Origin of the sequence: Streptomyces sp. NPDC007164 (assembly GCF_040634135.1) — a bacterium.
Classification (GTDB): domain Bacteria; phylum Actinomycetota; class Actinomycetes; order Streptomycetales; family Streptomycetaceae; genus Streptomyces; species Streptomyces sanglieri.
In genome coordinates, this window is record NZ_JBEYFB010000004.1 from 132,154 (window position 1) to 153,290 (window position 21,137).

General features: G+C 70.9%; 23 protein-coding genes. 13 read left to right on the forward strand and 10 right to left on the reverse strand.

Annotated elements, in window-relative coordinates; translation table 11 throughout:
- Nucleotides 1-119 precede the first annotated feature (119 nt).
- The 3 genes from ABZ622_RS09265 to ABZ622_RS09275 all read right to left on the reverse strand — a co-directional run bounded on the left by ABZ622_RS09265 (nucleotide 120) and on the right by ABZ622_RS09275 (nucleotide 2,754).
- Nucleotides 120-215, reverse strand: a complete 96-nt coding sequence (locus ABZ622_RS09265) for an Ms4533A family Cys-rich leader peptide (RefSeq protein ID WP_323180016.1) — start codon at nucleotides 213-215, stop codon at nucleotides 120-122.
- A gap of 167 nt (nucleotides 216-382) precedes the next feature.
- On the reverse strand, nucleotides 383-1,780 hold the full coding sequence (locus ABZ622_RS09270; RefSeq protein ID WP_360541746.1) for a DUF3152 domain-containing protein: 1,398 nt from the start codon (nucleotides 1,778-1,780) through the stop codon (nucleotides 383-385).
- Between the two features lie 8 nt (nucleotides 1,781-1,788).
- Nucleotides 1,789-2,754, reverse strand: a complete 966-nt coding sequence (locus ABZ622_RS09275; protein WP_360541747.1) for an alpha/beta hydrolase — start codon at nucleotides 2,752-2,754, stop codon at nucleotides 1,789-1,791.
- Between the two features lie 109 nt (nucleotides 2,755-2,863).
- On the opposite strand from ABZ622_RS09275, the gene ABZ622_RS09280 reads away from it, so the two are divergent.
- From ABZ622_RS09280 to ABZ622_RS09295, 4 genes are all read left to right on the forward strand, one after another.
- Nucleotides 2,864-3,079, forward strand: coding sequence for a hypothetical protein (locus ABZ622_RS09280; protein ID WP_360541748.1), 216 nt, complete (start codon nucleotides 2,864-2,866; stop codon nucleotides 3,077-3,079).
- A 168-nt stretch (nucleotides 3,080-3,247) separates the two neighbouring features.
- Nucleotides 3,248-3,889, forward strand: a complete 642-nt coding sequence (locus tag ABZ622_RS09285; RefSeq protein ID WP_018105511.1) for a TetR/AcrR family transcriptional regulator — start codon at nucleotides 3,248-3,250, stop codon at nucleotides 3,887-3,889.
- Between the two features lie 141 nt (nucleotides 3,890-4,030).
- Nucleotides 4,031-4,258 (forward strand): DUF3107 domain-containing protein, encoded by a 228-nt coding sequence (locus ABZ622_RS09290; protein ID WP_360541749.1) that lies wholly within the window; start codon nucleotides 4,031-4,033, stop codon nucleotides 4,256-4,258.
- Nucleotides 4,259-4,473: 215 nt separating this feature from the next.
- Nucleotides 4,474-4,743 (forward strand): hypothetical protein, encoded by a 270-nt coding sequence (locus ABZ622_RS09295; protein WP_360541750.1) that lies wholly within the window; start codon nucleotides 4,474-4,476, stop codon nucleotides 4,741-4,743.
- A 33-nt stretch (nucleotides 4,744-4,776) separates the two neighbouring features.
- On the opposite strand, the gene ABZ622_RS09300 is transcribed toward ABZ622_RS09295, so the two are convergent.
- The gene (locus ABZ622_RS09300; RefSeq protein ID WP_360541751.1) at nucleotides 4,777-5,511 is read right to left on the reverse strand and encodes a ferritin-like fold-containing protein; all 735 of its coding nucleotides are present in this window, start codon (nucleotides 5,509-5,511) and stop codon (nucleotides 4,777-4,779) included.
- A 484-nt stretch (nucleotides 5,512-5,995) separates the two neighbouring features.
- Between ABZ622_RS09300 and ABZ622_RS09305 the strand changes: the two genes are divergently transcribed.
- Nucleotides 5,996-7,855 (forward strand): DEAD/DEAH box helicase, encoded by a 1,860-nt coding sequence (locus ABZ622_RS09305; protein ID WP_360541752.1) that lies wholly within the window; start codon nucleotides 5,996-5,998, stop codon nucleotides 7,853-7,855.
- Between the two features lie 309 nt (nucleotides 7,856-8,164).
- The gene (locus ABZ622_RS09310; RefSeq protein WP_360541753.1) at nucleotides 8,165-9,010 is read left to right on the forward strand and encodes an alpha/beta hydrolase; all 846 of its coding nucleotides are present in this window, start codon (nucleotides 8,165-8,167) and stop codon (nucleotides 9,008-9,010) included.
- Nucleotides 9,011-9,028: 18 nt separating this feature from the next.
- Here ABZ622_RS09310 and ABZ622_RS09315 read toward each other — a convergent pair whose 3' ends face one another.
- On the reverse strand, nucleotides 9,029-9,916 hold the full coding sequence (locus tag ABZ622_RS09315; RefSeq protein WP_124716541.1) for an NYN domain-containing protein: 888 nt from the start codon (nucleotides 9,914-9,916) through the stop codon (nucleotides 9,029-9,031).
- Between the two features lie 221 nt (nucleotides 9,917-10,137).
- Between ABZ622_RS09315 and ABZ622_RS09320 the strand changes: the two genes are divergently transcribed.
- Complete coding sequence (locus ABZ622_RS09320) at nucleotides 10,138-10,290, forward strand: hypothetical protein (protein ID WP_266912490.1); 153 nt, start codon at nucleotides 10,138-10,140, stop codon at nucleotides 10,288-10,290.
- A 77-nt stretch (nucleotides 10,291-10,367) separates the two neighbouring features.
- On the opposite strand, the gene ABZ622_RS09325 is transcribed toward ABZ622_RS09320, so the two are convergent.
- From ABZ622_RS09325 to ABZ622_RS09335, 3 genes are all read right to left on the reverse strand, one after another.
- A complete protein-coding gene (locus ABZ622_RS09325; protein ID WP_266912492.1) occupies nucleotides 10,368-10,973 on the reverse strand; it encodes a MarC family protein in 606 nt (201 codons plus the stop codon).
- Nucleotides 10,974-11,118: 145 nt separating this feature from the next.
- Entirely contained in the window at nucleotides 11,119-11,985 is an 867-nt protein-coding gene (locus ABZ622_RS09330; protein ID WP_360541754.1) for a PHP domain-containing protein, read from the reverse strand.
- A gap of 293 nt (nucleotides 11,986-12,278) precedes the next feature.
- Entirely contained in the window at nucleotides 12,279-12,917 is a 639-nt protein-coding gene (locus ABZ622_RS09335; RefSeq protein ID WP_360541755.1) for a DUF6758 family protein, read from the reverse strand.
- Nucleotides 12,918-13,073: 156 nt separating this feature from the next.
- Between ABZ622_RS09335 and ABZ622_RS09340 the strand changes: the two genes are divergently transcribed.
- Complete coding sequence (locus ABZ622_RS09340; RefSeq protein ID WP_360541756.1) at nucleotides 13,074-14,306, forward strand: MFS transporter; 1,233 nt, start codon at nucleotides 13,074-13,076, stop codon at nucleotides 14,304-14,306.
- Nucleotides 14,307-14,421: 115 nt separating this feature from the next.
- Here ABZ622_RS09340 and ABZ622_RS09345 read toward each other — a convergent pair whose 3' ends face one another.
- Entirely contained in the window at nucleotides 14,422-15,006 is a 585-nt protein-coding gene (locus tag ABZ622_RS09345) for a suppressor of fused domain protein (RefSeq protein WP_360541757.1), read from the reverse strand.
- Nucleotides 15,007-15,422: 416 nt separating this feature from the next.
- Between ABZ622_RS09345 and ABZ622_RS09350 the strand changes: the two genes are divergently transcribed.
- On the forward strand, nucleotides 15,423-16,538 hold the full coding sequence (locus ABZ622_RS09350; protein ID WP_360541758.1) for a magnesium and cobalt transport protein CorA: 1,116 nt from the start codon (nucleotides 15,423-15,425) through the stop codon (nucleotides 16,536-16,538).
- Nucleotides 16,539-16,573: 35 nt separating this feature from the next.
- Nucleotides 16,574-17,101 (forward strand): hypothetical protein, encoded by a 528-nt coding sequence (locus ABZ622_RS09355; protein ID WP_360541759.1) that lies wholly within the window; start codon nucleotides 16,574-16,576, stop codon nucleotides 17,099-17,101.
- A 24-nt stretch (nucleotides 17,102-17,125) separates the two neighbouring features.
- Here ABZ622_RS09355 and ABZ622_RS09360 read toward each other — a convergent pair whose 3' ends face one another.
- On the reverse strand, nucleotides 17,126-17,893 hold the full coding sequence (locus tag ABZ622_RS09360; protein WP_360541760.1) for a hypothetical protein: 768 nt from the start codon (nucleotides 17,891-17,893) through the stop codon (nucleotides 17,126-17,128).
- A 203-nt stretch (nucleotides 17,894-18,096) separates the two neighbouring features.
- Between ABZ622_RS09360 and ABZ622_RS09365 the strand changes: the two genes are divergently transcribed.
- Genes ABZ622_RS09365 through ABZ622_RS09375 form a run of 3 tightly spaced genes read left to right on the forward strand, consistent with a single transcriptional unit; the run spans nucleotide 18,097 to nucleotide 21,097 of the window.
- Nucleotides 18,097-19,371, forward strand: a complete 1,275-nt coding sequence (locus ABZ622_RS09365) for a CBS domain-containing protein (protein ID WP_360541761.1) — start codon at nucleotides 18,097-18,099, stop codon at nucleotides 19,369-19,371.
- Complete coding sequence (locus ABZ622_RS09370; protein ID WP_360541762.1) at nucleotides 19,361-19,918, forward strand: DUF1003 domain-containing protein; 558 nt, start codon at nucleotides 19,361-19,363, stop codon at nucleotides 19,916-19,918. The genes ABZ622_RS09365 and ABZ622_RS09370 overlap by 11 nt, the downstream gene beginning before the upstream one ends.
- Nucleotides 19,919-19,963: 45 nt before the next feature.
- Nucleotides 19,964-21,097, forward strand: a complete 1,134-nt coding sequence (locus ABZ622_RS09375) for an Mrp/NBP35 family ATP-binding protein (protein ID WP_360541763.1) — start codon at nucleotides 19,964-19,966, stop codon at nucleotides 21,095-21,097.
- Nucleotides 21,098-21,137 lie beyond the last annotated feature (40 nt).

A 21,137-nucleotide genomic window follows, 5' to 3' on the forward strand; every position in this document is an offset into this window, starting at 1 on the left:
TGACCGGAAACAGCGAACTGCCGCGCCTGCGGACGGAATGCGCCCGGCGCGGCGGTCATGCGTGGCGGCCCGGCCCGTTCAGGGCTCGGGCCGCGGGCGGACGCGCGCTCGGGCAGGCGTCAGCAACAGTCGATGTCGGCGACACTGTGCCCGGTCACACCGATGAGCGCCAGCTCTATGACTGCGCGATCGGGGAGGACGGGGCTGTGTGACATGCCGAGAAATATGGTTCACCGCCCAGGGGATGTCAACGCGAATTGAGACAGTGGTCTCGCCATTCGGACAGCCTGTGGGCATGCGTGTGCCGGTTCCACGTACGGCCACGGGGCCCGGCGGGCCCGGGAGGCGGCCCGTCACACCTGCGGGGCCGCCTCTTCCCGGATCAACTGGGCGGATGCACCCAGGCGTTGGGACGGCACTTGATTCCGTCGATGTTCAGCGACTTGGTCTGCTGCTGCATCACCGGGGCGAGGGCGCCGGGCGTGCCGCAGCTCACATGGTTGTGCCCCAGCCGGTGACCGACCTCATGGTTGATCAGCATCTGGCGGTAGGCGAAGAGTTTGTCCGGACCGAAGGTCGAGGACCCCTGTGCCCAGCGGTAGGCGTTGATCATCACGCGCTCGGTCGCGGCGGAGTCGCAGCTGACGTTGTCCACCGTCGTGTCCAGACCCGACTTCTCGCACCACTCGCCGGTGGTCCCGGGGCTGGCCAGGGTGATCACGAAGTCGGGGTCGCCGGAGGAGATCCGCTCGAAGGTCATCGCCCCGTCGTGCGCCCAGCTGCGGTCGTCATTGAGCGTCTCCTGGACGGCCCTGGCGAACAGCGCGGCGTCGAGACCGAGGCCCTTCTCCACGTCGATCCGGTACTTGTACCTGTGTCCCCTGCCCGGGGCCTTCGCCGTACCCGGAACCGCCTCGAACTTCCCCGAAGCCTTCAGCTTCGGCGCGAGCGGATAGGCCTTGGCCATCTTCTGCTCGTACGAGAGCGGCTTGACCCGCACCGCCTTCGGGGTCTCCCGGTCGTCCGAGCGGGAGGTGCCGTCGGGGCCTTCCCGGTCGACGCCCGCGGGCTGCGCGGCGGTGGTCCCGCCGCCGTTGTCCTGGGCGACCTGCCCGGCCACCACCACCGCGAGCACCGTGGTCACCGCGGCGGCCGCGATCCCGGTGAAGGTGCGCCCCTTGGCGCCCTTGCCGTCCTTGGCACCCTTGCCGTCGTGGCCGTCCCTGGCGCCCTTGCCGTCGTTGCCGTCGCTGCCGTCCCTGGCGGGTGCCGGGTCACCGGTGCCGCCGGGCGGCCGGCCGTCCCCCTCGGCTGCCGGGGCGTACGGATCGGCGGGGCGGGCCGGCGGGACGGAGGGCCCACGCGGTGCGGGCGGGGCCGGCGGTGCGGGCGCCGAGTCGAACGCCTCGACGAACTCGCGCCGCGGTCCCGGTATCAGCGGCCGGGTGCCGGTCCCCGACTGCTGCCGGGGCACCCCCTGCGGCTGGGCCGAGGCCGGCCGCCCAGCGGTCCGGTGGTCCTCGGCCCGGAACCGGGGCTGCGGCCCGGTCCCCCAGCCGCCGCCGGGTTCATGCTGCTCGGGGTGGCCGCCGCGGACGTGTCCGGCCTGCTGGAACGGGGCGTGCCCGTCGGGGCTTCCCGGCGCGTCCACCGCCCTCCGGCGCCGGCCGTTGCCGGGGCCCGGCTGCCGGGTGCCCTCGCGGTCGCCACCCGCGCTCGCGGCGGCGGCCTCGATGTCGGGCCCCGAGGGTTTGGGGCCCTTTCGACTATGTCGTCCCACGCCCCGGATCAGCTCCCGCCGCGTTCGTCGAGCAGTTCCCGGAAGGCCTGGGCGACCACCTCCGGGTACTCCATCATCGCCACATGCCCCGCGTCGGGCAGCGTCAGCAGCCGTGAATCCCGGAAGGCCGCGGCCGCCTTGCGTGCCATCCGGTACGAGACGAGCTGGTCCCGTCCGCCGTACACGAGCTGGGTCGGTGCGAGCACCCGCTCGGCCTGGCGCCACAGTCCGTGCTGACCGCCGAGCGTGTACGCGTCGACAATGCCACGTGCCGAGCGCGCCATCGCGTCCCAGAAGTACGGCAGCTCCATCCGGCGCTCCATTTCGGCCACCGCGGCGCGGAAGCCCGGTTCGGAGACGCGGCCCGGATCGCCGTAACAGAGCGCGGTCACCCCGCGGGTGCGGTCCTCCGCCGACCAGTCCCTGGTCAGGCGGGCGAACAGGCCGGCCACCCCGGGCACCGCGAGCAGCCCGGTCGGCACGGCGGAGCGCTGCACCCGCAGCTCCGGGAGCGCGGGCGAGACGAGGGTGAGGGTGCGCACCAGGTCGGGACGGACCGCGGCGACCCGGGTGGCCACGGCACCGCCGAGCGAATTGCCGAACAGATGTACCGGGCCCCGCCCGCCCGCGTCGAGGAACCGGATCACGGCACGGGCATGCCCGGTGACCGAGTAGTTCCCGTCGTCCGGGGGCGGGGAGTCGCCGAAGCCCGGCAGGTCGACGGCCTCGCCGTCCACCGCGTCCTGGAGCAGCGGCATCAGCGCCGACCAGTTCTGCGAGGAGCCGCCGAGCCCGTGCACATAGAGCGCGGGCGGCAGTCCGGTCCGCTCCGGCGGCCGGGACCGGACGGTCAGCGTCAGCCCGGGCAACGCGACGGCGCGCAGCTCCTCCCCCTCCGCGACCCCGACGGTGCCCACCGCGGGGGACACCGCGGCGGCGACGGCACGGACTCCCGGCAGCTCGGTCGAAGACATGCGGCAATGTTACGAGACGATCACACCCTGATTCATGTGTTCGCGGTCACAGACCGCGTAGCGGCCCGCGGGCGCAGCTCCTAGGCTCGAAGCAAGGAAGGGAGTCACCATGACGGTCGACCCCAGCGACCCGGAGACCTTCGAGGACATCCAGCCCGACGAACCCGACCAGGAGACGCCCCGGGCGGACGCCGCCGAGCAGCGGGCCGATCTCCAGCAGCGGAGCGACGAACCGCTCACCGAGATCGACCGGAACGGTGCCGACGAGGCGGATGCGGCGGAGCAGGCCCGAGTCGTCGCACAGGATGAGGACGAATACCGCTGATACAACCTGATTTGTTCCGGCGGCCGAGGAATCTGTGGCTACCGCAGCCGTCCGGTCCATGAAATTCTGCGTCCGCGCCGCGCATACCCGGGTTACCCAAAAGTACGATGGCTGTACGGCGCAGCGTGCACGGAAAAGCTGTGTCCGATCACAAATTTGGGAGGCGGCGTGACAGCCATCGAGCAGACCGAGGCGGCGCGCCCGCGAGGCACTCGCCTGCCTCGCCGCGCCCGACGCAATCAGCTGCTGGGCGCCGCGCAGGAAGTCTTTGTGGCGCAGGGCTACCACTCCGCCGCGATGGACGACATCGCCGAGCGGGCCGGGGTCAGCAAGCCGGTGCTCTACCAGCACTTCCCGGGCAAGCTGGAGCTCTATCTGGCCCTTCTCGACCAGCACTGCGAATCGCTTCTGCAGGCGGTCCGTACGGCCCTGGCGTCGACCACCGACAACAAGCTGCGGGTCGCGGCGACCATGGACGCGTACTTCGCATACGTGGAGGACGAGGGCGGCGCCTTCCGGCTGGTCTTCGAGTCCGACCTGACCAACGAGCCGGCGGTGCGCGAGCGCGTCGACCGGGTCTCGCTGCAGTGCGCCGAGGCGATCTCCGACGTCATCGCCGGTGACACGGGGCTGTCCAAGGACGAGTCGATGCTGCTCGCGGTCGGCCTGGGCGGTGTCTCCCAGGTGGTCGCCCGCTACTGGCTCTCCAGCCGTTCGGCCATTCCGCGCGACACCGCGGTCCAGCTGCTCACGTCGCTGGCCTGGCGGGGCATCGCGGGCTTCCCGCTGCATGGCATCGATCAGCACTGACGCGGGCCGCCCGGCGCGGCCGCGCCCGTGTTCGCTGCGGGCGTTGCCCACCGGCCACAGGCGGTCCCCCTCAGCGGGCTAATGTGTGCTGCGTACGGCGCGGCTCACCGCGCAGGGACTGACCGTCGGAGGGACATAGCCGTGGAGGTCAAGATCGGGGTGCAGCACACGCCCCGGGAGATCGTTCTGGAGAGCGGGCTTTCCGCCGAAGAGGTCGAGAGCGCGGTCACCGAGGCTCTCACCGGTAAGGCGCAGCTGCTCAGCCTCACGGACGAGAAGGGCCGCAAGGTCCTGGTGCCGGCCGACCGGATCGCTTACGTGGAGATCGGCGAGCCCAGCACCCGTCGGGTGGGGTTCGGCGCGCTGTAGTGCAGCACGCTCTCAAGCAGTGACCGAGGCAGCGGCCCGGTGGGATTACCCACCGGGCCGCTCCTCGTTCCGGCCGGCGCCGACGATCCCTGTGTGAAGCCTGTGCCCAGGAGGGTTGCGTTCCGCAACCCCCGGGTAGGACCGCTAACGACCGATTTAGGGCCTGACCTGCCGGAGAGGCCCTAGCCGCCCCGCAACTCGCGAGGTGATCATCTGTGATCCTGGAACCGCTCGGCTCCGTACTGCTCGGACTCGCCCTCGCCTGGCTGGCGCTCCGCTCGCTGCCGGACCGGCTCCCGTCCCGCCGTGCCGTCTTCACCACCGGCGCCCTGGGAGGTTTGTTCGGCGCGTATCTCATGTACTCGGTGCTGGGTCCGGGCCATGTCGTGGCCACGCTGGTCGGCTCTGCGCTGGTCGGGGCCGTGACGCTCTCGCTGCTGATCCGCCCCCGCAGCCGCCCGCTGAGCCGATCAGCGGCGGCCTGAGGCCGGCCCGGCGGGCCGGCCCCGATGATCCGGCTACGCGGCCAGTCCCAGCGCGGCCATCCGCTTGGTGTGCGCCTCGGTGATCCGCGAGAACATCCGTCCGACCTCGGCCAGGTCGAAGCCGTCCGCCACGCCGCCGACGAGCATCGTCGACAGCGCGTCGCGGTCGGCGACCACCCGCTGGGCCTGGGAGAGCGCCTCGCCCATCAGCCGGCGCGCCCAGAGTGCCAGCCGGCCGCCGACTCGCGGGTCCGCCTCGATCGCGGCGCGCACCTTCTCGACGGCGAACTCGCCGTGTCCGGTGTCGTCGAGCACGGCCAGCACGAGGGAGCGGGTGTCCGAGTCGAGCCGGACCGCGACCTCCCGGTAGAAGTCACTGGCGATCGAGTCGCCGACGTATGCCTTGACCAGGCCCTCCAGCCAGTCCGACGGCGCGGTCTGGCGGTGGAAGTCGTCGAGCGCCTTGGCGAAGGGCTCCATGGCGCCGGTCGGCTCCACGTCGATCGCGGTCAGCCGGTCGGTCAGCCGCTCGAAGTGGTGGAATTCGGCGGAGGCCATCTTCGCCAGCTCCGCCTTGTCGGCCAGCGTCGGCGCGAGTTTGGCGTCCTCGGCGAGCCGCTCGAAGGCCGCCAGCTCCCCGTACGCGAGTGCTCCCAGCAGGTCCACGACCGCTGCCCGGTACTGCGGCTCCGCGGAAGCGGTGGCCCAGTCCTGGGCGGCGATTCCGGTGGGTTCGGAGGTTTCAGTGGCGTTGTCAGGCGTCTCCATGAAGCGCAGAATAGCCCGCCCGGCGGGGGACGGAAGGGCCTGGCCGGCCGGTGACATCACACCGTTCCGATGAATTCGCCCAACACACATGCGCGAATCCGGGGTACAGTGGTATTGCGCCTACTGAGTATTTTGGATGTACCGGTGGCGTGAAAATGGTGAAAACGAATGAGGATGCCCGGTCGGTGGCCCGATCGGCTCCGACCCGACAGCCCTCCACGCGGGGCGTACGACACGTACGACCGCAGATGAGGGGCCCCCTCAGCGGCACGAGCGCTCGAGCGACGGCAGTGGTCCCGCGCCACCCGGCCCATCCACGGCCGGATGACCAACCCCGGCACGGTACGACCCCCAGCGTTCGCCTCGGGCCGCGTCTCACAGAAGAGGCAGCACCCTGACTACGTTTCGTGAACTCGGGATTCTTCCCGAGACGGCCGAGGCCCTTGAGGCCGTCGGCATTGTGTCCCCGTTCCCCATCCAGGAGATGACGCTCCCCGTCGCGCTCTCCGGCTCCGATGTCATCGGCCAGGCCAAGACCGGCACCGGCAAGACCCTCGGTTTCGGTCTGCCGCTGCTGGAGCGCGTCACCGTCCCCGCCGACGTCGAGGCCGGCCGGGCGAAGCCCGAGGAGCTGACCGAGGCGCCGCAGGCGCTGGTCGTCGTCCCCACCCGTGAGCTCTGCCAGCAGGTCACCAACGACCTGCTGACCGCCGGCAAGGTGCGCAACGTCCGCGTTCTCGCGATCTACGGCGGTCGTGCGTACGAGCCGCAGGTCGAGGCCCTGAAGAAGGGCGTCGACGTGATCGTCGGCACCCCGGGCCGGCTGCTCGACCTGGCCGGACAGCGCAAGCTCGACCTCTCGCACGTCCGTTCGCTGGTGCTCGACGAGGCCGACGAGATGCTCGACCTGGGCTTCCTGCCCGACGTCGAGAAGATCATCACGATGCTTCCGGCGACGCGCCAGACGATGCTGTTCTCGGCGACGATGCCGGGCGCCGTCATCGGCCTCGCGCGCCGCTACATGTCGCAGCCGACGCACATCCGCGCCACCTCGCCCGACGACGAGGGCGCGACCGTCGCGAACATCTCGCAGCACGTCTTCCGGGCCCACTCGATGGACAAGCCGGAGATGGTCTCCCGCATCCTGCAGGCCAACGGCCGCGGGCTCGCGATGATCTTCTGCCGTACCAAGCGCACGGCGGCCGACATCGCCGAGCAGCTGGAGAAGCGCGGCTTCGCGTCCGGCGCGGTCCACGGCGACCTCGGCCAGGGCGCCCGTGAGCAGGCGCTGCGCGCCTTCCGCAACGGCAAGGTGGACGTGCTCGTCTGCACCGATGTCGCGGCGCGCGGTATCGATGTCGAAGGTGTGACCCACGTCATCAACTACCAGTCGCCGGAGGACGAGAAGACGTACCTCCACCGCGTCGGCCGGACCGGTCGCGCGGGCGCCAAGGGCATCGCGGTCACGCTGGTCGACTGGGACGACATCCCGCGCTGGCAGCTGATCAACAAGGCGCTCGACCTGAAGTTCAACGACCCGGTCGAGACCTACTCCACCTCGCCGCACCTCTTCGAGGAGCTCGACATCCCGGCCGGCACCAAGGGTGTCCTGCCGCGCGCCGAGCGGACCCGGGCGGGTCTACGGGCCGAGGAGATCGAGGACCTCGGCGAGACGGGCGGCCGCGGCCGCAAGTCCGCCGCGGCTTCGGCGCCCGCCGTCCGCGAGGAGCGCGCGCCGCGCACGCCGCGTCAGCGCCGTCGCACCCGGGGCGGCTCCACCGTCTCCGACGCGGCGTCCGCCGCCGCGGTGCCGGCCCCGGCCACCGAGGCCGGCGACGCCACGGCGGAGCCGCGTACGCCGCGTCGCCGTCGCCGCACCCGGGTCGGTGGAGCGGAGGCCGCCGCCGAGGCCGTGGTGAGCACGGTGGAGGCCGTGGTCGAGGTCGTGGTGGAGCCGAAGGCGGCCAAGGCCGCGCCGGCCGAGGCCGAGGCCGAGCCAGTGGCCGAGACCAAGCCGCGCCGCCGCCGGGCCCGTGTGGTCAAGCCGGCCGAGACCGAGGTCGACTTCCAGATCGCCCCGGTCTTCGAGCCGGTCGCCGAGACGAAGACGGTGACCAAGCCGCGTCGCCGTCCCCGTGTCGTCAGGCCGGCCGAGGACGAGGTCGACTTCCAGATCGCCCCGATCTCGGAGCCGGTCTCCGAGACCAAGCCGCGTCGCCGCACCCGTGCGGCCGCCAAGCCGAAGACGGAGACCGTGGCCGAGGCCTCGGCCGCCGAGGAGGCCGGGACGAAGCCGCGCCGGCGCCGGGCGCCGCGTGCGGCCGCCGCCAAGACCGAAGGCTGAGCAGCAGCCGACAACGCCGGACGGGCCCGAGGATCTCCTCGGGCCCGTCCGGCGTTCGTGGCACCTCCCCCGCTGCCCGTGGTACGTGCCACGGCCATAAGACCGACCGGCGATTGGGGGGCGACGTCGCGGGGCTGGGCACGCGCGCCTGCGGCGTTGTCGTCAATCACCATGGCTCCTTCCCCGAGCTCTCGACTGCGCTCGAGCAGGGGAGACCCCATCTGCCTCAATCCTCCGCCTTGCAGCCGCACGCACCCAACCCCGCTCCTTCTCCCACCCCCCAATCGCCGGTCGGTCTAACCTCGTCCCATGAGCCGGCCGCACACCTTCACCCCGCCCCCCTGCGCCCACGCCCACCAGCTGCGCACCTCGCGCGGTGACTTCGCCGTGCTGGACGCCTCGCCGCCCGGTGCCGTCCGCGGCACCGCTCTCCTGCTGCCCGGCTACATGGGCAGCAAGGAGGACTTCGTGGCGCTCCTCGAACCGCTCTCGGCCGCCGGGTACCGGACCGTCGCCGTGGACGGCCGCGGACAGTACGAGACGGACGGGACGGACCGTCAGGAGGACTACGCACAGGGCGAGTTGGCCCGCGACGTACTCGCGCAGGCCACCGCGCTCGACGGCGCGGGCACCGTGCATCTGCTGGGGCACTCGCTCGGCGGGCAGATCGCCCGCGCCGCCGTGCTGCTCGACGCCTCGCCGTTCCGTTCGCTGACGCTCATGTCGTCGGGGCCCGCCGAGGTCGTCGAGGCCCAGCGGCTCAAGGTGAAGGTCCTCGGCGACGCGCTCGCGACGCTGAGCATGGCCCAGGTCTGGGAGGCGATGCGCGCCCTCGACCCGCCGGAGGAGGTGGCGTCGGCGGACGGCGAGGCGCTGCGCCGGCGCTGGCTGCGCCACCGGCCGGCCCAGCTGATCGCCACCGGACGCGGGCTGGCGACCGAGCCGGACCGGGTGGCCGAACTCGCCGCCGTACCGCTCCCGGTCCATGTGCTCTCCGGCGAGCGCGACGACACCTGGCCGGTGCCGCTGCTCGACGACATGGCGCGGCGGCTCGGCGCGCACCGCAGCCGGATCGCGGGCGCCGAGCACTCCCCCAACACGGACCGCCCGCAGGAGACGGCGGTCGCGATCGCCGCTTTCTGGGACAGCCTGTAGGCCCTGCGCCGCGCGGGCTCAGTACTGCGACTGGAGGTGCTGCCAGAAGCCGTCGCGCAGGGCCCGCCGCAGGTGCGCGTGGCCGCGCAGCGAGTGCTGGAGCAGCCGTTCGGCCTCGACCAGCAGGTCCTGGTCGACGGAGCCCGGCAGGTACGGGTGGCCGGGCAGCAGGTCGGCGAGCGACTCGCGGCCCCGGGCGGCCAGCCAGGCCGCGGCGATCTGTGCGCCGACGAAGCGGACGTCCTCGCGCGCGGGCGCGGGGGTGTCGTCCTCGTAGGTGGTGACGGGGCGTCTGGTGACATAGGGGCGGCAGAAGTCCAGGTCGAAGGTGCGCTGGCTGTCGACCTCCCAGAGCAGCGGTTCGGCCTGATTGCGCCCTTCCCCCGCTTCGATGCCCCACAGGTGCACCCGGGCCCCGTAGCCCTGCGCCGCCTCCACCGCGGAGACCAGGTCCTCGTCGCCGCCGACCAGTGCCGCGTCGCTGATGGCGCGGTGCCGGGCGAGCGATTCGAGGTCGGTGCGGATGAGTGAGTCGACGCCCTTCTGCTGGTTGTTGGCGTTGAGGTTGCCGAGTCTGACCTTGACGTCGGGGAGTTCGGCGATGGACTGCTGCTCGACGGTGTGGATGCGCCGCCTGGCTCCGTCGTACCAGTACACACGGAGCAGTCTGCTGTCCGCGAAGATCGTCCGGGCCTTGTCGATGAAGGCCTCGATCAGCCCTTCCGCGTCGAGGTCGAAGGAGCGGCGGTCCTCGGTGCCGGTGACGAGCAGTCCGGCCGCGGCGTACACATAGCCCGCGTCCACGAAGATCGCGTGGGTCGAGGGGGTCTTCGATACCTCGGCGAGCATGCGCTGGAGCAGCTCGTTGGTGCGGTCCAGGCGCTCGCGGATCTCTGCCTCGTTCATTCGGGCCTCGTCGTGGACCTTGTCGCCCGCGCATGCTCGGTGACCTGCTGATACTTAGACATCCAAAAAATTTCCTTAGCGTAGGGAATGTTTGCAGGAAGCAAGCCGTTGTACACATCGTGGAGCGCAGGACAGGGATGTCCTGGGCTCTCATCCTTGCGGACGGGTCACCCGTCCTCCCAGTAGTTCTCCAGCAGGAGGATCAGACGAAGGGAAGCCCTATGCGCTTCGAGATCATGCGACTCGACGATGTCGACGGTACCGCCGTGGACAGCACCGTCGTGGACGCCGCCTCCGTCAACCGGATCGTGCAGCAGGCCGCAGCCGTGGGCCGCCGCATCTATATCCGCCCGGCCGAAAACTCGGCTTCGTAACGCACGACGACGCTCAAAGACGAAGCGCCCCCATACGGAAGGTCCGTACGGGGGCGCTGTGGCGTCCGGGAGGTCCGTCAGGCGTTCTGGACGACCTGGGTGACGCCGTTGATGATCTGCTGTACGGCGATGGCGGAGAGCATCATTCCAGCCAGCCTGGTCACCAGCACGACGCCGCCGTCCTTGATGACCCGGATGATCAGCAGCGAGTAGCGCATGGTCAGCCAGAGCACGATGTGCATGGCGACGATCGCCGACCAGACCGAGATCTGGCTGCCCACGCTGTCCGCGTGCTGCACCGCCAGGATCACCGACACGATCGCGCCGGGCCCGGCGAGCAGCGGCATGCCCAGCGGTACGAGCGCCACATTGACGTCCTTGGTCTGCGTCGGCTCGTCGGTCTTGCCGGTGAGCAGATCGAGCGCGATCAGCAGCAGGAGCAGTCCGCCCGCGATCATCAGGGCGGGGACGGAGACATGCAGATAGTCGAGGATCTGCTGGCCGAGCACACCGAAGACGGCGATCACGCCGAAGGCGACGGCGACCGCCTGCAACGCCATTTTGCGCTGCATCTTGGCGGGTCGGCCCGCGGTGAGTGCGAGGAAGATCGGGGTGATCCCAGGGGGATCCATAATCACAAAAAGCGTGAGAAAAAGGGATCCGAAGACGGCGACGTCGAACACAGTGAGCCTTGCGAGAAGAGAGAAACGGCCTGAAGGAACGCACCCCGAAGCCATGACGGCGGCCGGATGCGTGGAAGTGGAACGTGAAGGTGGAGGGACGGCGGTACGTGTACGGGTCCGTGCTCCGGCCCCGACGCGTGCGTCGTTACGCGGGGCCGCGCCCGCCGGCGCCCGGCACCGGGAAGGCTCCCGTGGCGCGCCGGGTGATCTCGCCGTAGATCTCGGGGTCGGTGGTGTATTCGCCGAGCCCGATGGTCTTGCGGCTGCCGTGGTAGTCGCTGGACCCGGTCGTCAGCAGCCCCAGATCGCGGGCGAGCCCGCGCAGCCTGGCCCGGGTCGGCTCGTCGTGGTCCATGTGGTCGACCTCGATGCCGTCGAGCCCGGCGGCAGCGAGCCGCGCCATCGACGACTCGGGCACCACCTCGCCGCGCTTGACGGCGGCCGGGTGCGCGAAGACGGTGACGCCGCCGGCGGCCTTGACCAGCCGGATCGCGCCGAAGGGGTCGAGCTCGTGCTTCTCGGCGTAGGCGCGTCCGCCGTCCGCGAGCCATTGGGGCGTGAAGGCGTCGGAGACGGTCTCGACGACGCCGAGCTCGACGAGCGCGGTGGCGACGTGCGGCCGGCCGACCGATCCGTCCCCGGCGATCCTGGCGACCTGCTCCCACTCGACTGGCACGCCGAGCTCCTGGAGCTTGCGCACCATGGTGCGGGCGCGCGGCACCCGGTCGTCGCGTACGAGTTCGCGTTCGCGGGCCAGCTCGGGCTCGTCGGGGTCGAAGAGGTACGCCAGCATGTGCAGGCCCACGCCGTCGATCCGGCAGGAGAGCTCGGCGCCGGTGACGAGGGTGAGCCCCTCGGGGAGGGCGGCGGCCGCCTCGGCGTGACCGCGCACGGTGTCGTGGTCGGTGAGCGCGACGACGTCCAGGCCCGCGGCGGCGGCGTTCGCCACCAGCTGCGCGGGGGTGTCCGTGCCGTCCGAGGCGGTGGAGTGGGTGTGCAGGTCGATGCGCACGACGCTTACTCCAGTGCTCGGGGCGGGTCAAGGGGACGTTCCAGGATAACCGGCGCGCGGCAGGGCGCCGGACCCCCTCCCGCGGCCCTCAGAGGCTGTCGGTTGGCCTTCGACCGGAAAGCGGACGCGGCCTGGTGCGTGCGATTCCAAGGCGCCGGGATGTCCTCGGGTGGGGCCTCCCCTGCTCGAACGGAGTTGAGAGCTTGGGGAAGGGGCTACTAGGGCATTTCGGCAACGCCGGAAGCGTGCGTGCCAGGGCGTGGCTGCCCGATCAGAGGTCACCCGACAGCCTCTCAGCCGAGCAGCCGGGGAGTGAGCGCCCCGCAGGGTACGAGCTCCATCTCGTCCCCGGCCTCGCACAGATCGGCGAGCACCAGTTCGTCGTACATCAGGAGTCCGGACTGCTCGGGCCAGACGATCGCCCAGAGCCAGATTCCGCGCGCCTCGCCCGCGAAGACCGCCCGGTCCGCGGGGGCGCCCTTGACGTTCCACAGCGGGGTGGGTCGTCCGGCGGCGAGCATCTTGACGTCCGGCGGGCCCTCGACGTCCAGGCTCGGGCCGGGGTCGGGGCCGTCGATCCCGGCGTAGCGCGCGCCGAGCCCGATACCGAGCTCCTCGGTGACGAGCAGCAGTTCGCCGATGCCGCCGACGGGCCCGGGGCCGGAGCAGGCGACGGCGGTGGCCCGGCCACCGCTGCGGTCGTCACCCGCGCTCGCCACCCCGGTGAACAGCCATCCCACCGGCAGCGGCCAGGGCATCCAGACCGGGACCCGGGCCCGGCGCACCACCACCCCCAGCGCTTCGACGCTGGGCGGGACGACCGGCTGGAGCGGCTGCACGCTGCCGTGCACGGCGCACTGCCAGGTGTCGGCGAACAGACCGGGCGCCCTGACCCGGCCTCCGCACTTCGGGCAACTGGGTTCGCCCCTCATAGCGCCCAACGGTCCTCCAGGACCGTCGCCGCGTCAAGGAAGATCACCCGTCCGCAGTGCGGCTCCACCTGCGGAAATAGATGTGACTTGCATTCATTAGGTTCTCTAACTTATTCTATGCATATCGCAACTATCTAGTGGAGAGCGAGAAGACCCATGCAGGGAGAGGATCCGTTCGATCAGGGCGCGGGCAGCATCCTGCGTCAGCCGAAGGCCGTCTGGGCCACGGCGGGCGCCTCTGTCGTCGCGTTCATGGGAATCGGCCTGGTGGACCCGATTCTGCCGTCCATCGCCAAGGGCCTGGAGGCGACGCCGAGCCAGGTGTCCCTGCTCTTCACCTCGTACTTCCTGATCACCGCCGTGGCGATGCTGGTCACCGGCTTCGTTTCCAGCCGGATCGGCGGCCGCAAGACGCTGCTGGCCGGCCTCGCGCTCGTCGTCGTCTTCGCCGCGCTCTCCGGCACCTCGTCCTCGGTCGGCGAACTCGTCGGCTTCCGGGCCGGCTGGGGACTGGGCAACGCGCTCTTCGTGTCGACCGCGCTGGCCGTGATCGTCGGCGCGGCGGCCGGCGGCAGCTCGGCGGCGATCCTGCTCTACGAGTCGGCGCTCGGCCTCGGCATGGCCTGCGGGCCGCTGGTCGGCGCGCTGCTCGGTGACGCCAGCTGGCGCTACCCGTTCTTCGGTACGGCCGCGCTGATGGCCATCGGCTTCATCTGCATCACGGCGTTCCTGAAGGAACAGCCCAGGCCGGCCAGGAAGACCTCGCTGCTCGACCCGATCAAGGCGCTCGGCCACGGCGGGCTGGCCTCGGTGGCGACCTCGGCGTTCTTCTACAACTACTCGTTCTTCACGATCCTGGCGTTCACCCCGTTCGTGCTGAACATGACGCCGTACAAGTCGGGCGCGGTGTTCTTCGCCTGGGGCCTGCTGCTCGCGGTCTTCTCGGTGCTGGTCGCCCCGCGGCTCCAGGAGCGCTTCGGCTCGCTGAAGGTGCTCGGCGCCTCGCTGGTGCTGCTCGCCGTCGACCTCCTGGTCCTGGGCTACGGCGACCACACCACCGCCATCGTCTGCACGGTCGTCTCCGGCGCCTTCATCGGCATGAACAACACCGTCTACACGGAACTGGCGCTCGGTGTGTCCGACGCACCGCGCCCGGTGGCGAGCGCCGGCTACAACTTCGTCCGCTGGTTCGCCGCGGCCGCCGCCCCGTATCTGGCACCGAAGATCGAGGAGTGGAGCAACATCCACATCCCGTTCGTGGTCGCCGCGGTCACGGCCGTGGCCGGTGCGATCGTCGTCTGGATCCGGCGTTCGGCGCTGACTCACGAGGCGGCGGAGCTGGAGCCGAAGCACGCGACCGAGGACAGCGTCACGGTCTTCGCCGACTGACCTTCCCCGCCCCCGCACCAGCCCCGCCCGTGGCTCCCCTCCTGGCCGCGCGGCGGGGCTCTCCCGTGCCTCCGGCGGCGCGGATCGGCCCGGGGGTACGGAGCCACGCGGCGGATCAGTCCAGCGATACGGAGCCACGCAGCGGATCACGCAGATCCGTACCGTGCGAGAGCCACCGTTCCTGGAGCTCCTGCGCACCCCTGACCCGCTTCCACGCGGCCTCGTTGTTCGTCATCGGCAGCAGCGGCAGGAACCGCACCGGCTCCATGGGCGCGTCCAGCTCCAGGTCCTCCACCAGACCGCCCGGCTCGGCGACCAGCACGGAACTGAACGGCGCCCCGGGCCACAGCGGCTCACCGACCTCCAGCGAGGCGCCCGGTGCCACGATCACCCCCTCGACCTGCGGGGAGGCCGCCAGTACGGCGAGCGGGCGGAGCACCTTGTCGGTGTCGGCGAGTCCGGCACGTACGGAGATGACCAGTTCGGCGCGCGGCCCCTTCACCGGGTCGGCGAGGGCCGCGGTCGGGTCGGCCATCGGCTGCGCCGACATGCCGAGCGTGGCGTAGCGCACCACATCGCCGTCGACGAAGCGGAGCACCTCGATCCGGTCCGTACCGAGGAACGTCACCGCCGCGCGCGCGTCCGGTTCACCGAGGGCCGTCAGCAGCCGGGCCTCGACCAGAGCAAGAATTTCTCCCATCCCGCGAGCATAGGACGCGTATGGAACGGGCAAAGTAAGGGATTGGCCGTCAGTCGGCTGATAGTCTTGGCCGCTGGTCGGGGCAGCACGCAGAAGCGTCGCTCTCAGCCCCGACGACACGTCATCCCCCAAGGGGGACCGGCTGGAGGAGGTGGGGCTGCAATGGATCGAAGTCGATCGTGCAGTACCAACCGCTCTTCCGCCCTCCATCTCTCCTGGTGATCTGAAGCCTCCCGAGCCTCCCGGTCGAGGCCCATGGCTTTGCGCACGACGGAAGAGCACTCCTTTTTTGCCTGTCTGTAGCGAACGCCGTCGTCGTGCCGCTGCGGTGCCGCCCGCTTTGCGGACGTGAGCACACGTCCCCATTCCGGGCTGTTCCACGTGCCCGACCACGGCCCTCCGTGAAGGAGCCAGCCATGTCGATGATCCGCGACCTGCGCGCCGCCGTGCGCCCGTCCCTGCGCAAGAGCAACGCCCTGCACAACGCCTACGACACCACCCGTGACCCGTCCGCCTCCAGCGCGGTCGTCGACTGCGCGGTCTACCGCGACGGGCGGCGCCTGGAGAGCGGCAACTGCCGCACGCCGCACGAGGCGATGCTCCAGGTGCGGGAGGAGGGCGGTTTCGCCTGGATCGGACTGCACGAGCCGACCGAGGAGGAATTCGCCGGTATCGCCCGGGAGTTCGGGCTGCACCCGCTGGCCGTCGAGGACGCCGTCCACGCCCACCAGCGGCCGAAGCTGGAGCGGTACGACGACACGCTCTTCACCGTCTTCAAGACCATCCACTACGTCGAGCACGCCGAACTCACCGCCTCCAGCGAGGTGGTGGAGACCGGCGAGGTGATGTGCTTCACCGGGCGGGACTTCGTCATCACCGTGCGGCACGGCGGCCACGGCTCGCTGCGCGCGCTGCGCCACCGGTTGCAGGACGACCCGGAGCTGCTCGCCAAGGGCCCGTCCGCGGTGCTGCACTCCATCGCCGACCATGTCGTCGACGGCTACATCGCGGTGGCCGGGGCCGTGCAGGACGACATCGACGAGGTGGAGATCGAGGTCTTCTCCACCCCGGCGAAGGGCAGCCCGCGCGGTTCCGACGCCGGCCGGATCTACCAGCTCAAGCGTGAGGTCCTGGAGTTCAAGCGGGCCGTGTCGCCGCTGCTGCGGCCGATGCAGCTGCTGAGCGAGCGGCCCATGCGGCTGATCGACCCGGACATCCAGAAGTACTTCCGTGACGTCGCCGACCACCTGGCGCGGGTGCACGAGGAGGTCATCGGCTTCGACGAACTGCTGAACTCGATCCTCCAGGCCAACCTGGCGCAGGCGACCGTCGCGCAGAACGAGGACATGCGCAAGATCACGTCCTGGGCGGCCATCGTCGCCGTTCCGACGATGATCTGCGGCGTCTACGGCATGAACTTCGACCACATGCCGGAGTTGGAGTGGCGGTACGGCTACCCGATGGTGCTGGGCGTCATCGGGGTGGTCTGTTTCTCCATCCACCGCATGCTCAAGCGCAACGGCTGGCTCTGAACCCGGCCCCGGTGCGCCTCCCATAGAGTTCGGGCATGACTGCTGCTGCCGCTGACGTGCCACTGGGCCGGGCCCTCGTCGAGGAGGCCACCAAGAAGTCGGGCCTGATCTGGGTACGGGGCACCGGGCCCGCCCGGGCGCTGTGGCACGTATGGCACGAGGGCGCGGCGCATCTGGTCGGGGACGGCCCCGGCGAGCAGCCGCTGCCGGCCGGGCTCACCGACGGGTCCGCCGCCGAGGTGACCGTGCGCAGCAAGGACAAGGGCGGCCGGCTGATCGTCTGGACGGCCGCCGTGACGCAGCTCGCCCCGCACTCCGAGGAGTGGGAGGCCGCGGTCGCCGAGCTCAAGGGCAAGCGGCTGAACGCACCGGACGCCGAGCAGCTGACCGAGCGGTGGGCGCGCGAGTGCCGGGTACTGCGGCTGACGCCCGGCGAGTTCCGCACGGAGCTGCCGGACGGCTCGCTGGCCGCGGCGCCGCTGCCGACGCCCGCGACCACGCGACGGCCGGTTCCCGCGGGGCTGCCGCGACTGCTGAAGCGGGGACGCAAGGACAAGGACTGACCGGGCCGGAGCGGTTCCGCCCCGTCAGGACGAGGTCTTGGGCAGCTGCTTCCCGTAGTCGACCGTGTCCCCCTGCGCCGGCGCCTCCAGCGCGAAGTCCTTGCCCCAGTCCGACAGGATGACGGTCCCCCCGCCACCGCCGCGCGCGAACCGCAGCGGATACGCCGTGCCCTCCAGCGAGACGTCGAGCGTGCCTCCCTCGCCCTTGCCGCCCATGATCTGGACGGTCCGGGCCGCGCCGACCTTCTCCCGGTCGCCCTTGTTGAGGGTGCCGTGCAGCGTGAGCAGGCCGTCGAGCAGGGTCTCCTTGTCCGTGAAGCCGCGCAGCTGCTTGTACGTGGGGTCGTCCTGGGGCACCTTCACGTACTTGTCGTCCAGCTTGTCCGCGGCCGCGCCGCCCGCCGCGCTGTCGCCGCCGGACTTCTCCTCGTGGCTCCAGAACCCGGAGCCCGCCTTCAGATAGAGCTCGTCACCGATCCGCAGCAGCTCGAAGGTGCTGTCTTTCGAAGACACGGAGCCGGTGCCACCGTCCTCCTTGAGCTGCATGTCCAGCTTGTACGTGCCGCCCTTGCCGACCACCAGCGTCCCGGCGAGGCGCACCGCGTCGGCGGCGTCCGCCGCGCCCTGGGCCTTCTTCTCGATCTGGCCGGCCTCCAGCTTGCCGACGCCGTTGGTCCCCTGGTCCGGATCCTCGCCGCCGCACGCCGTGAGGGTCACGGCCAGCCCCGCACAGAGCAGGGCGGCGAGAGCGGTCCGGCGTCGGGCCCGGACGGGCGGAACGGAAGAGGTCACGGGCGCACTGCCTCTCATCTGCATCGCGGGGGTGGCAGACGGCAGCGTACCTGTGCCGTGCACACCTTCCGGCAGGGAGCCGTACGGACGGCTCCACCGGGGCAACCCGGAGCGGTACGGGCTAGCCTGATCCCGTCATAACGGTTGATTGACTGCCAAACGGACCAGCCGGTGAAGTCGTACACGGAAGAAGGAGGCGCACCATGGCGGCAGGCGCCCCCCGGGTGTTCGTCTCGCACCTCGCCGGTGTCCCGGTCTTCGACCCCAACGGCGACCAGGTGGGCCGGGTCCGCGATCTGGTCGCGATGCTCCGGGTCGGCGGCCGGCCGCCGAGGCTGCTCGGGCTCGTCGTCGAGGTGCTCAGCCGCCGCCGGATCTTCCTCCCGATGACCCGGGTGACCGGGATCGAGTCCGGCCAGGTCATCACCACCGGCGTGGTCAACATGCGGCGCTTCGAACAGCGGCCCACCGAACGTCTGGTGCTCGGCGAGTTCCTCGACCGGCGGGTCCGCCTGGTGGAGACCGGCGAGGAGGTCACCGTCCTCGATGTCTCCGTCCAGCAGCTCCCGGCCCGCCGCGACTGGGAGATCGACAAGTACTTCGTACGCAAGGGCAAGGGCGGGGCGCTGCGGCGCAAGGGCGAGACGCTGACGGTCGAGTGGTCGGCGGTCAGCGGGTTCTCGTTGCAGGAGGACGGACAGGGCGCCGAGTCCCTGGTCGCCACGTTCGAACGGCTCCGCCCGACGGACGTGGCCAACGCGCTGCACCACCTGTCGCCGAAGCGGCGGGCCGAGGTCGCGGCCGCGCTCGACGACGACCGGCTCGCCGACGTCCTGGAGGAGCTGCCCGAGGACGACCAGGTGGAGATCATCGGCAAGCTCCAGGAGGAGCGCGCCGCCGACGTCCTGGAGGCGATGGACCCGGACGACGCGGCCGACCTGCTGTCCGAGCTGCCCGAGGAGGACAAGGAGCGGCTGCTGACGCTGATGCGGCCGGACGACGCGGCCGATGTGCGGCGTCTGATGTCGTACGAGGAGCGGACCGCGGGCGGGCTGATGACCACCGAGCCGATCATCCTGCGGCCGGACGCGACGGTCGCCGACGCGCTGGCCCGGGTCCGGCAGGCGGACCTGTCCCCGGCGCTCGCCGCGCAGGTGTACGTGTGCCGGTCGCCCGACGAGACGCCGACCGGCAAATACCTGGGCACCGTGCACTTCCAGCGGCTGCTGCGGGATCCGCCGTACGCCCTGGTCAGCTCGATCGTGGACAGCGATCTCGTCCCCCTGGCCCCGGACACCCCGCTGTCGGCCGTGACGAGCTATCTGGCCGCGTACAACCTGGTCTCGGCGCCCGTCGTGGACGAGAGCGGCTCGCTGCTCGGTGCGGTGACGGTCGACGACGTGCTCGACCACCTGCTGCCCGACGACTGGCGGGAGACGGATTTCCACAGCGAGGAGGGGGTGGCCGGTGGCCGCTGAGGAACGCACCAGGACGGCGCCGGTGGGTGCCTCGGGCATCGCGCGCCCGCCCCGCTCCCGGCTCGACCAGCCGAAGGACCCGCGCCGGCGGATGCTGCCCGACTACGACCCCGAGGCGTTCGGCCGGTTCTCCGAGCGGATCGCCCGCTTCCTGGGCACCGGGCGGTTCATCGTATGGATGACGCTGGTCATCATCGTCTGGGTGCTGTGGAACGTCTTCGCGCCCGAGCAGTGGCGGTTCGACCAGTACCCGTTCATCTTCCTGACGCTGATGCTGTCGCTCCAGGCCTCGTACGCGGCGCCGCTGATCCTGCTCGCGCAGAACCGGCAGGACGACCGCGACCGGGTCACCCACGAGCAGGACCGCAAGCAGAACGAGCGCTCCATCGCCGACACCGAGTACCTCACCCGGGAGATCGCCTCGCTGCGGATGGGGCTCGGCGAGGTCGCCACCCGCGACTGGATCCGCTCCGAGCTGGAGGACCTCGCGAAGGACCTGGACGACCGCCGGGCCCTGTTCGCGGCCGAGAGTGACGAAGACCGCTGACGGGGGCTACTCGCGCGTAGCAGCAAGCGCCGTAACATCGTCCATATGGCTACGGAAGACGCGGTGCTTGAAGCACTGGCGACAGTGAACGACCCGGAGATCCACCGCCCGATCACCGAACTCGGCATGGTGAAATCGGTCGAGATCGATGCTGACGGTGCGGTCGCTGTCACGGTCTATCTCACGGTCTCAGGCTGCCCGATGCGCGAGACGATCACCAAGAACGTGACGGACGCGGTCGCCCGCGTCGAGGGCGTCTCGCGGGTCGACGTGACCCTCGACGTGATGAGCGACGAGCAGCGCAAGGAGCTCGCTTCCTCGCTGCGCGGCGGCACGGCGGAGCGCGAGGTGCCGTTCGCCAGGCCCGGCTCGCTGACCCGGGTCTACGCGGTCGCGTCCGGCAAGGGCGGCGTCGGCAAGTCGTCGGTGACGGTGAACCTGGCTGCGGCGATGGCCGCCGACGGCCTCAAGGTCGGCGTCGTGGACGCGGACATCTACGGGCACAGCGTGCCGCGGATGCTCGGCGCGGACGGCAAGCCGACCCAGGTCGAGAACATGATCATGCCGCCGTCGGCGCACGGCGTGAAGGTCATCTCCATCGGCATGTTCACCCCGGGCAACGCCCCGGTGGTCTGGCGCGGGCCGATGCTGCACCGCGCGCTCCAGCAGTTCCTCGCCGATGTGTACTGGGGCGACCTCGACGTCCTCCTGCTCGATCTGCCGCCGGGCACCGGCGACATCGCGATCTCGGTGGCGCAGCTGGTGCCGAACGCCGAGATCCTGGTCGTCACGACCCCGCAGCAGGCGGCGGCCGAGGTCGCCGAGCGGGCCGGTTCGATCGCCGTGCAGACCCACCAGAAGATCGTCGGTGTCGTCGAGAACATGTCGGGCATGCCGTGCCCGCACTGCGACGAGATGGTCGATGTGTTCGGTACCGGCGGTGGCGCGCGGGTGGCCGAGGGGCTGACGAAGACGGTCGGCGCCGAGGTACCGGTGCTCGGCTCCATCCCGATCGACGTGCGGCTGCGCGAGGGCGGCGACGAGGGCAAGCCGGTCGTCCTGTCCGACCCGGACTCCCCGGCCGGCAAGGCGCTGCGCACCATCGCGGACAAGCTGGGCGGCCGTCAGCGCGGTCTGTCGGGCATGTCGCTGGGCATCACCCCGCGCAACAAGTTCTGAAACGGCGGGCGGTGACCGGCCCGGGGCCGGTCACCGCTTC

Excerpts from the sequence above, each read along its gene's own strand:
- ABZ622_RS09265 (WP_323180016.1), bottom strand. The coding sequence starts at position 215 with ATGTCACACAGCCCCGTCCTCCCCGATCGCGCAGTCATAGAGCTGGCG.
- ABZ622_RS09275 (WP_360541747.1), bottom strand. The coding sequence starts at position 2,754 with ATGTCTTCGACCGAGCTGCCGGGAGTCCGTGCCGTCGCCGCCGCGGTG.
- ABZ622_RS09280 (WP_360541748.1), top strand. The coding sequence starts at position 2,864 with ATGACGGTCGACCCCAGCGACCCGGAGACCTTCGAGGACATCCAGCCC.
- ABZ622_RS09300 (WP_360541751.1), bottom strand. The coding sequence starts at position 5,511 with ATGGAGACGCCTGACAACGCCACTGAAACCTCCGAACCCACCGGAATC.
- ABZ622_RS09305 (WP_360541752.1), top strand. The coding sequence starts at position 5,996 with ATGACGCTCCCCGTCGCGCTCTCCGGCTCCGATGTCATCGGCCAGGCC.
- ABZ622_RS09310 (WP_360541753.1), top strand. The coding sequence starts at position 8,165 with ATGAGCCGGCCGCACACCTTCACCCCGCCCCCCTGCGCCCACGCCCAC.
- ABZ622_RS09315 (WP_124716541.1), bottom strand. The coding sequence starts at position 9,916 with ATGAACGAGGCAGAGATCCGCGAGCGCCTGGACCGCACCAACGAGCTG.
- ABZ622_RS09320 (WP_266912490.1), top strand. The coding sequence starts at position 10,138 with ATGCGCTTCGAGATCATGCGACTCGACGATGTCGACGGTACCGCCGTG.
- ABZ622_RS09335 (WP_360541755.1), bottom strand. The coding sequence starts at position 12,917 with ATGAGGGGCGAACCCAGTTGCCCGAAGTGCGGAGGCCGGGTCAGGGCG.
- ABZ622_RS09340 (WP_360541756.1), top strand. The coding sequence starts at position 13,074 with ATGCAGGGAGAGGATCCGTTCGATCAGGGCGCGGGCAGCATCCTGCGT.
- ABZ622_RS09345 (WP_360541757.1), bottom strand. The coding sequence starts at position 15,006 with ATGGGAGAAATTCTTGCTCTGGTCGAGGCCCGGCTGCTGACGGCCCTC.
- ABZ622_RS09350 (WP_360541758.1), top strand. The coding sequence starts at position 15,423 with ATGTCGATGATCCGCGACCTGCGCGCCGCCGTGCGCCCGTCCCTGCGC.
- ABZ622_RS09355 (WP_360541759.1), top strand. The coding sequence starts at position 16,574 with ATGACTGCTGCTGCCGCTGACGTGCCACTGGGCCGGGCCCTCGTCGAG.
- ABZ622_RS09365 (WP_360541761.1), top strand. The coding sequence starts at position 18,097 with ATGGCGGCAGGCGCCCCCCGGGTGTTCGTCTCGCACCTCGCCGGTGTC.
- ABZ622_RS09375 (WP_360541763.1), top strand. The coding sequence starts at position 19,964 with ATGGCTACGGAAGACGCGGTGCTTGAAGCACTGGCGACAGTGAACGAC.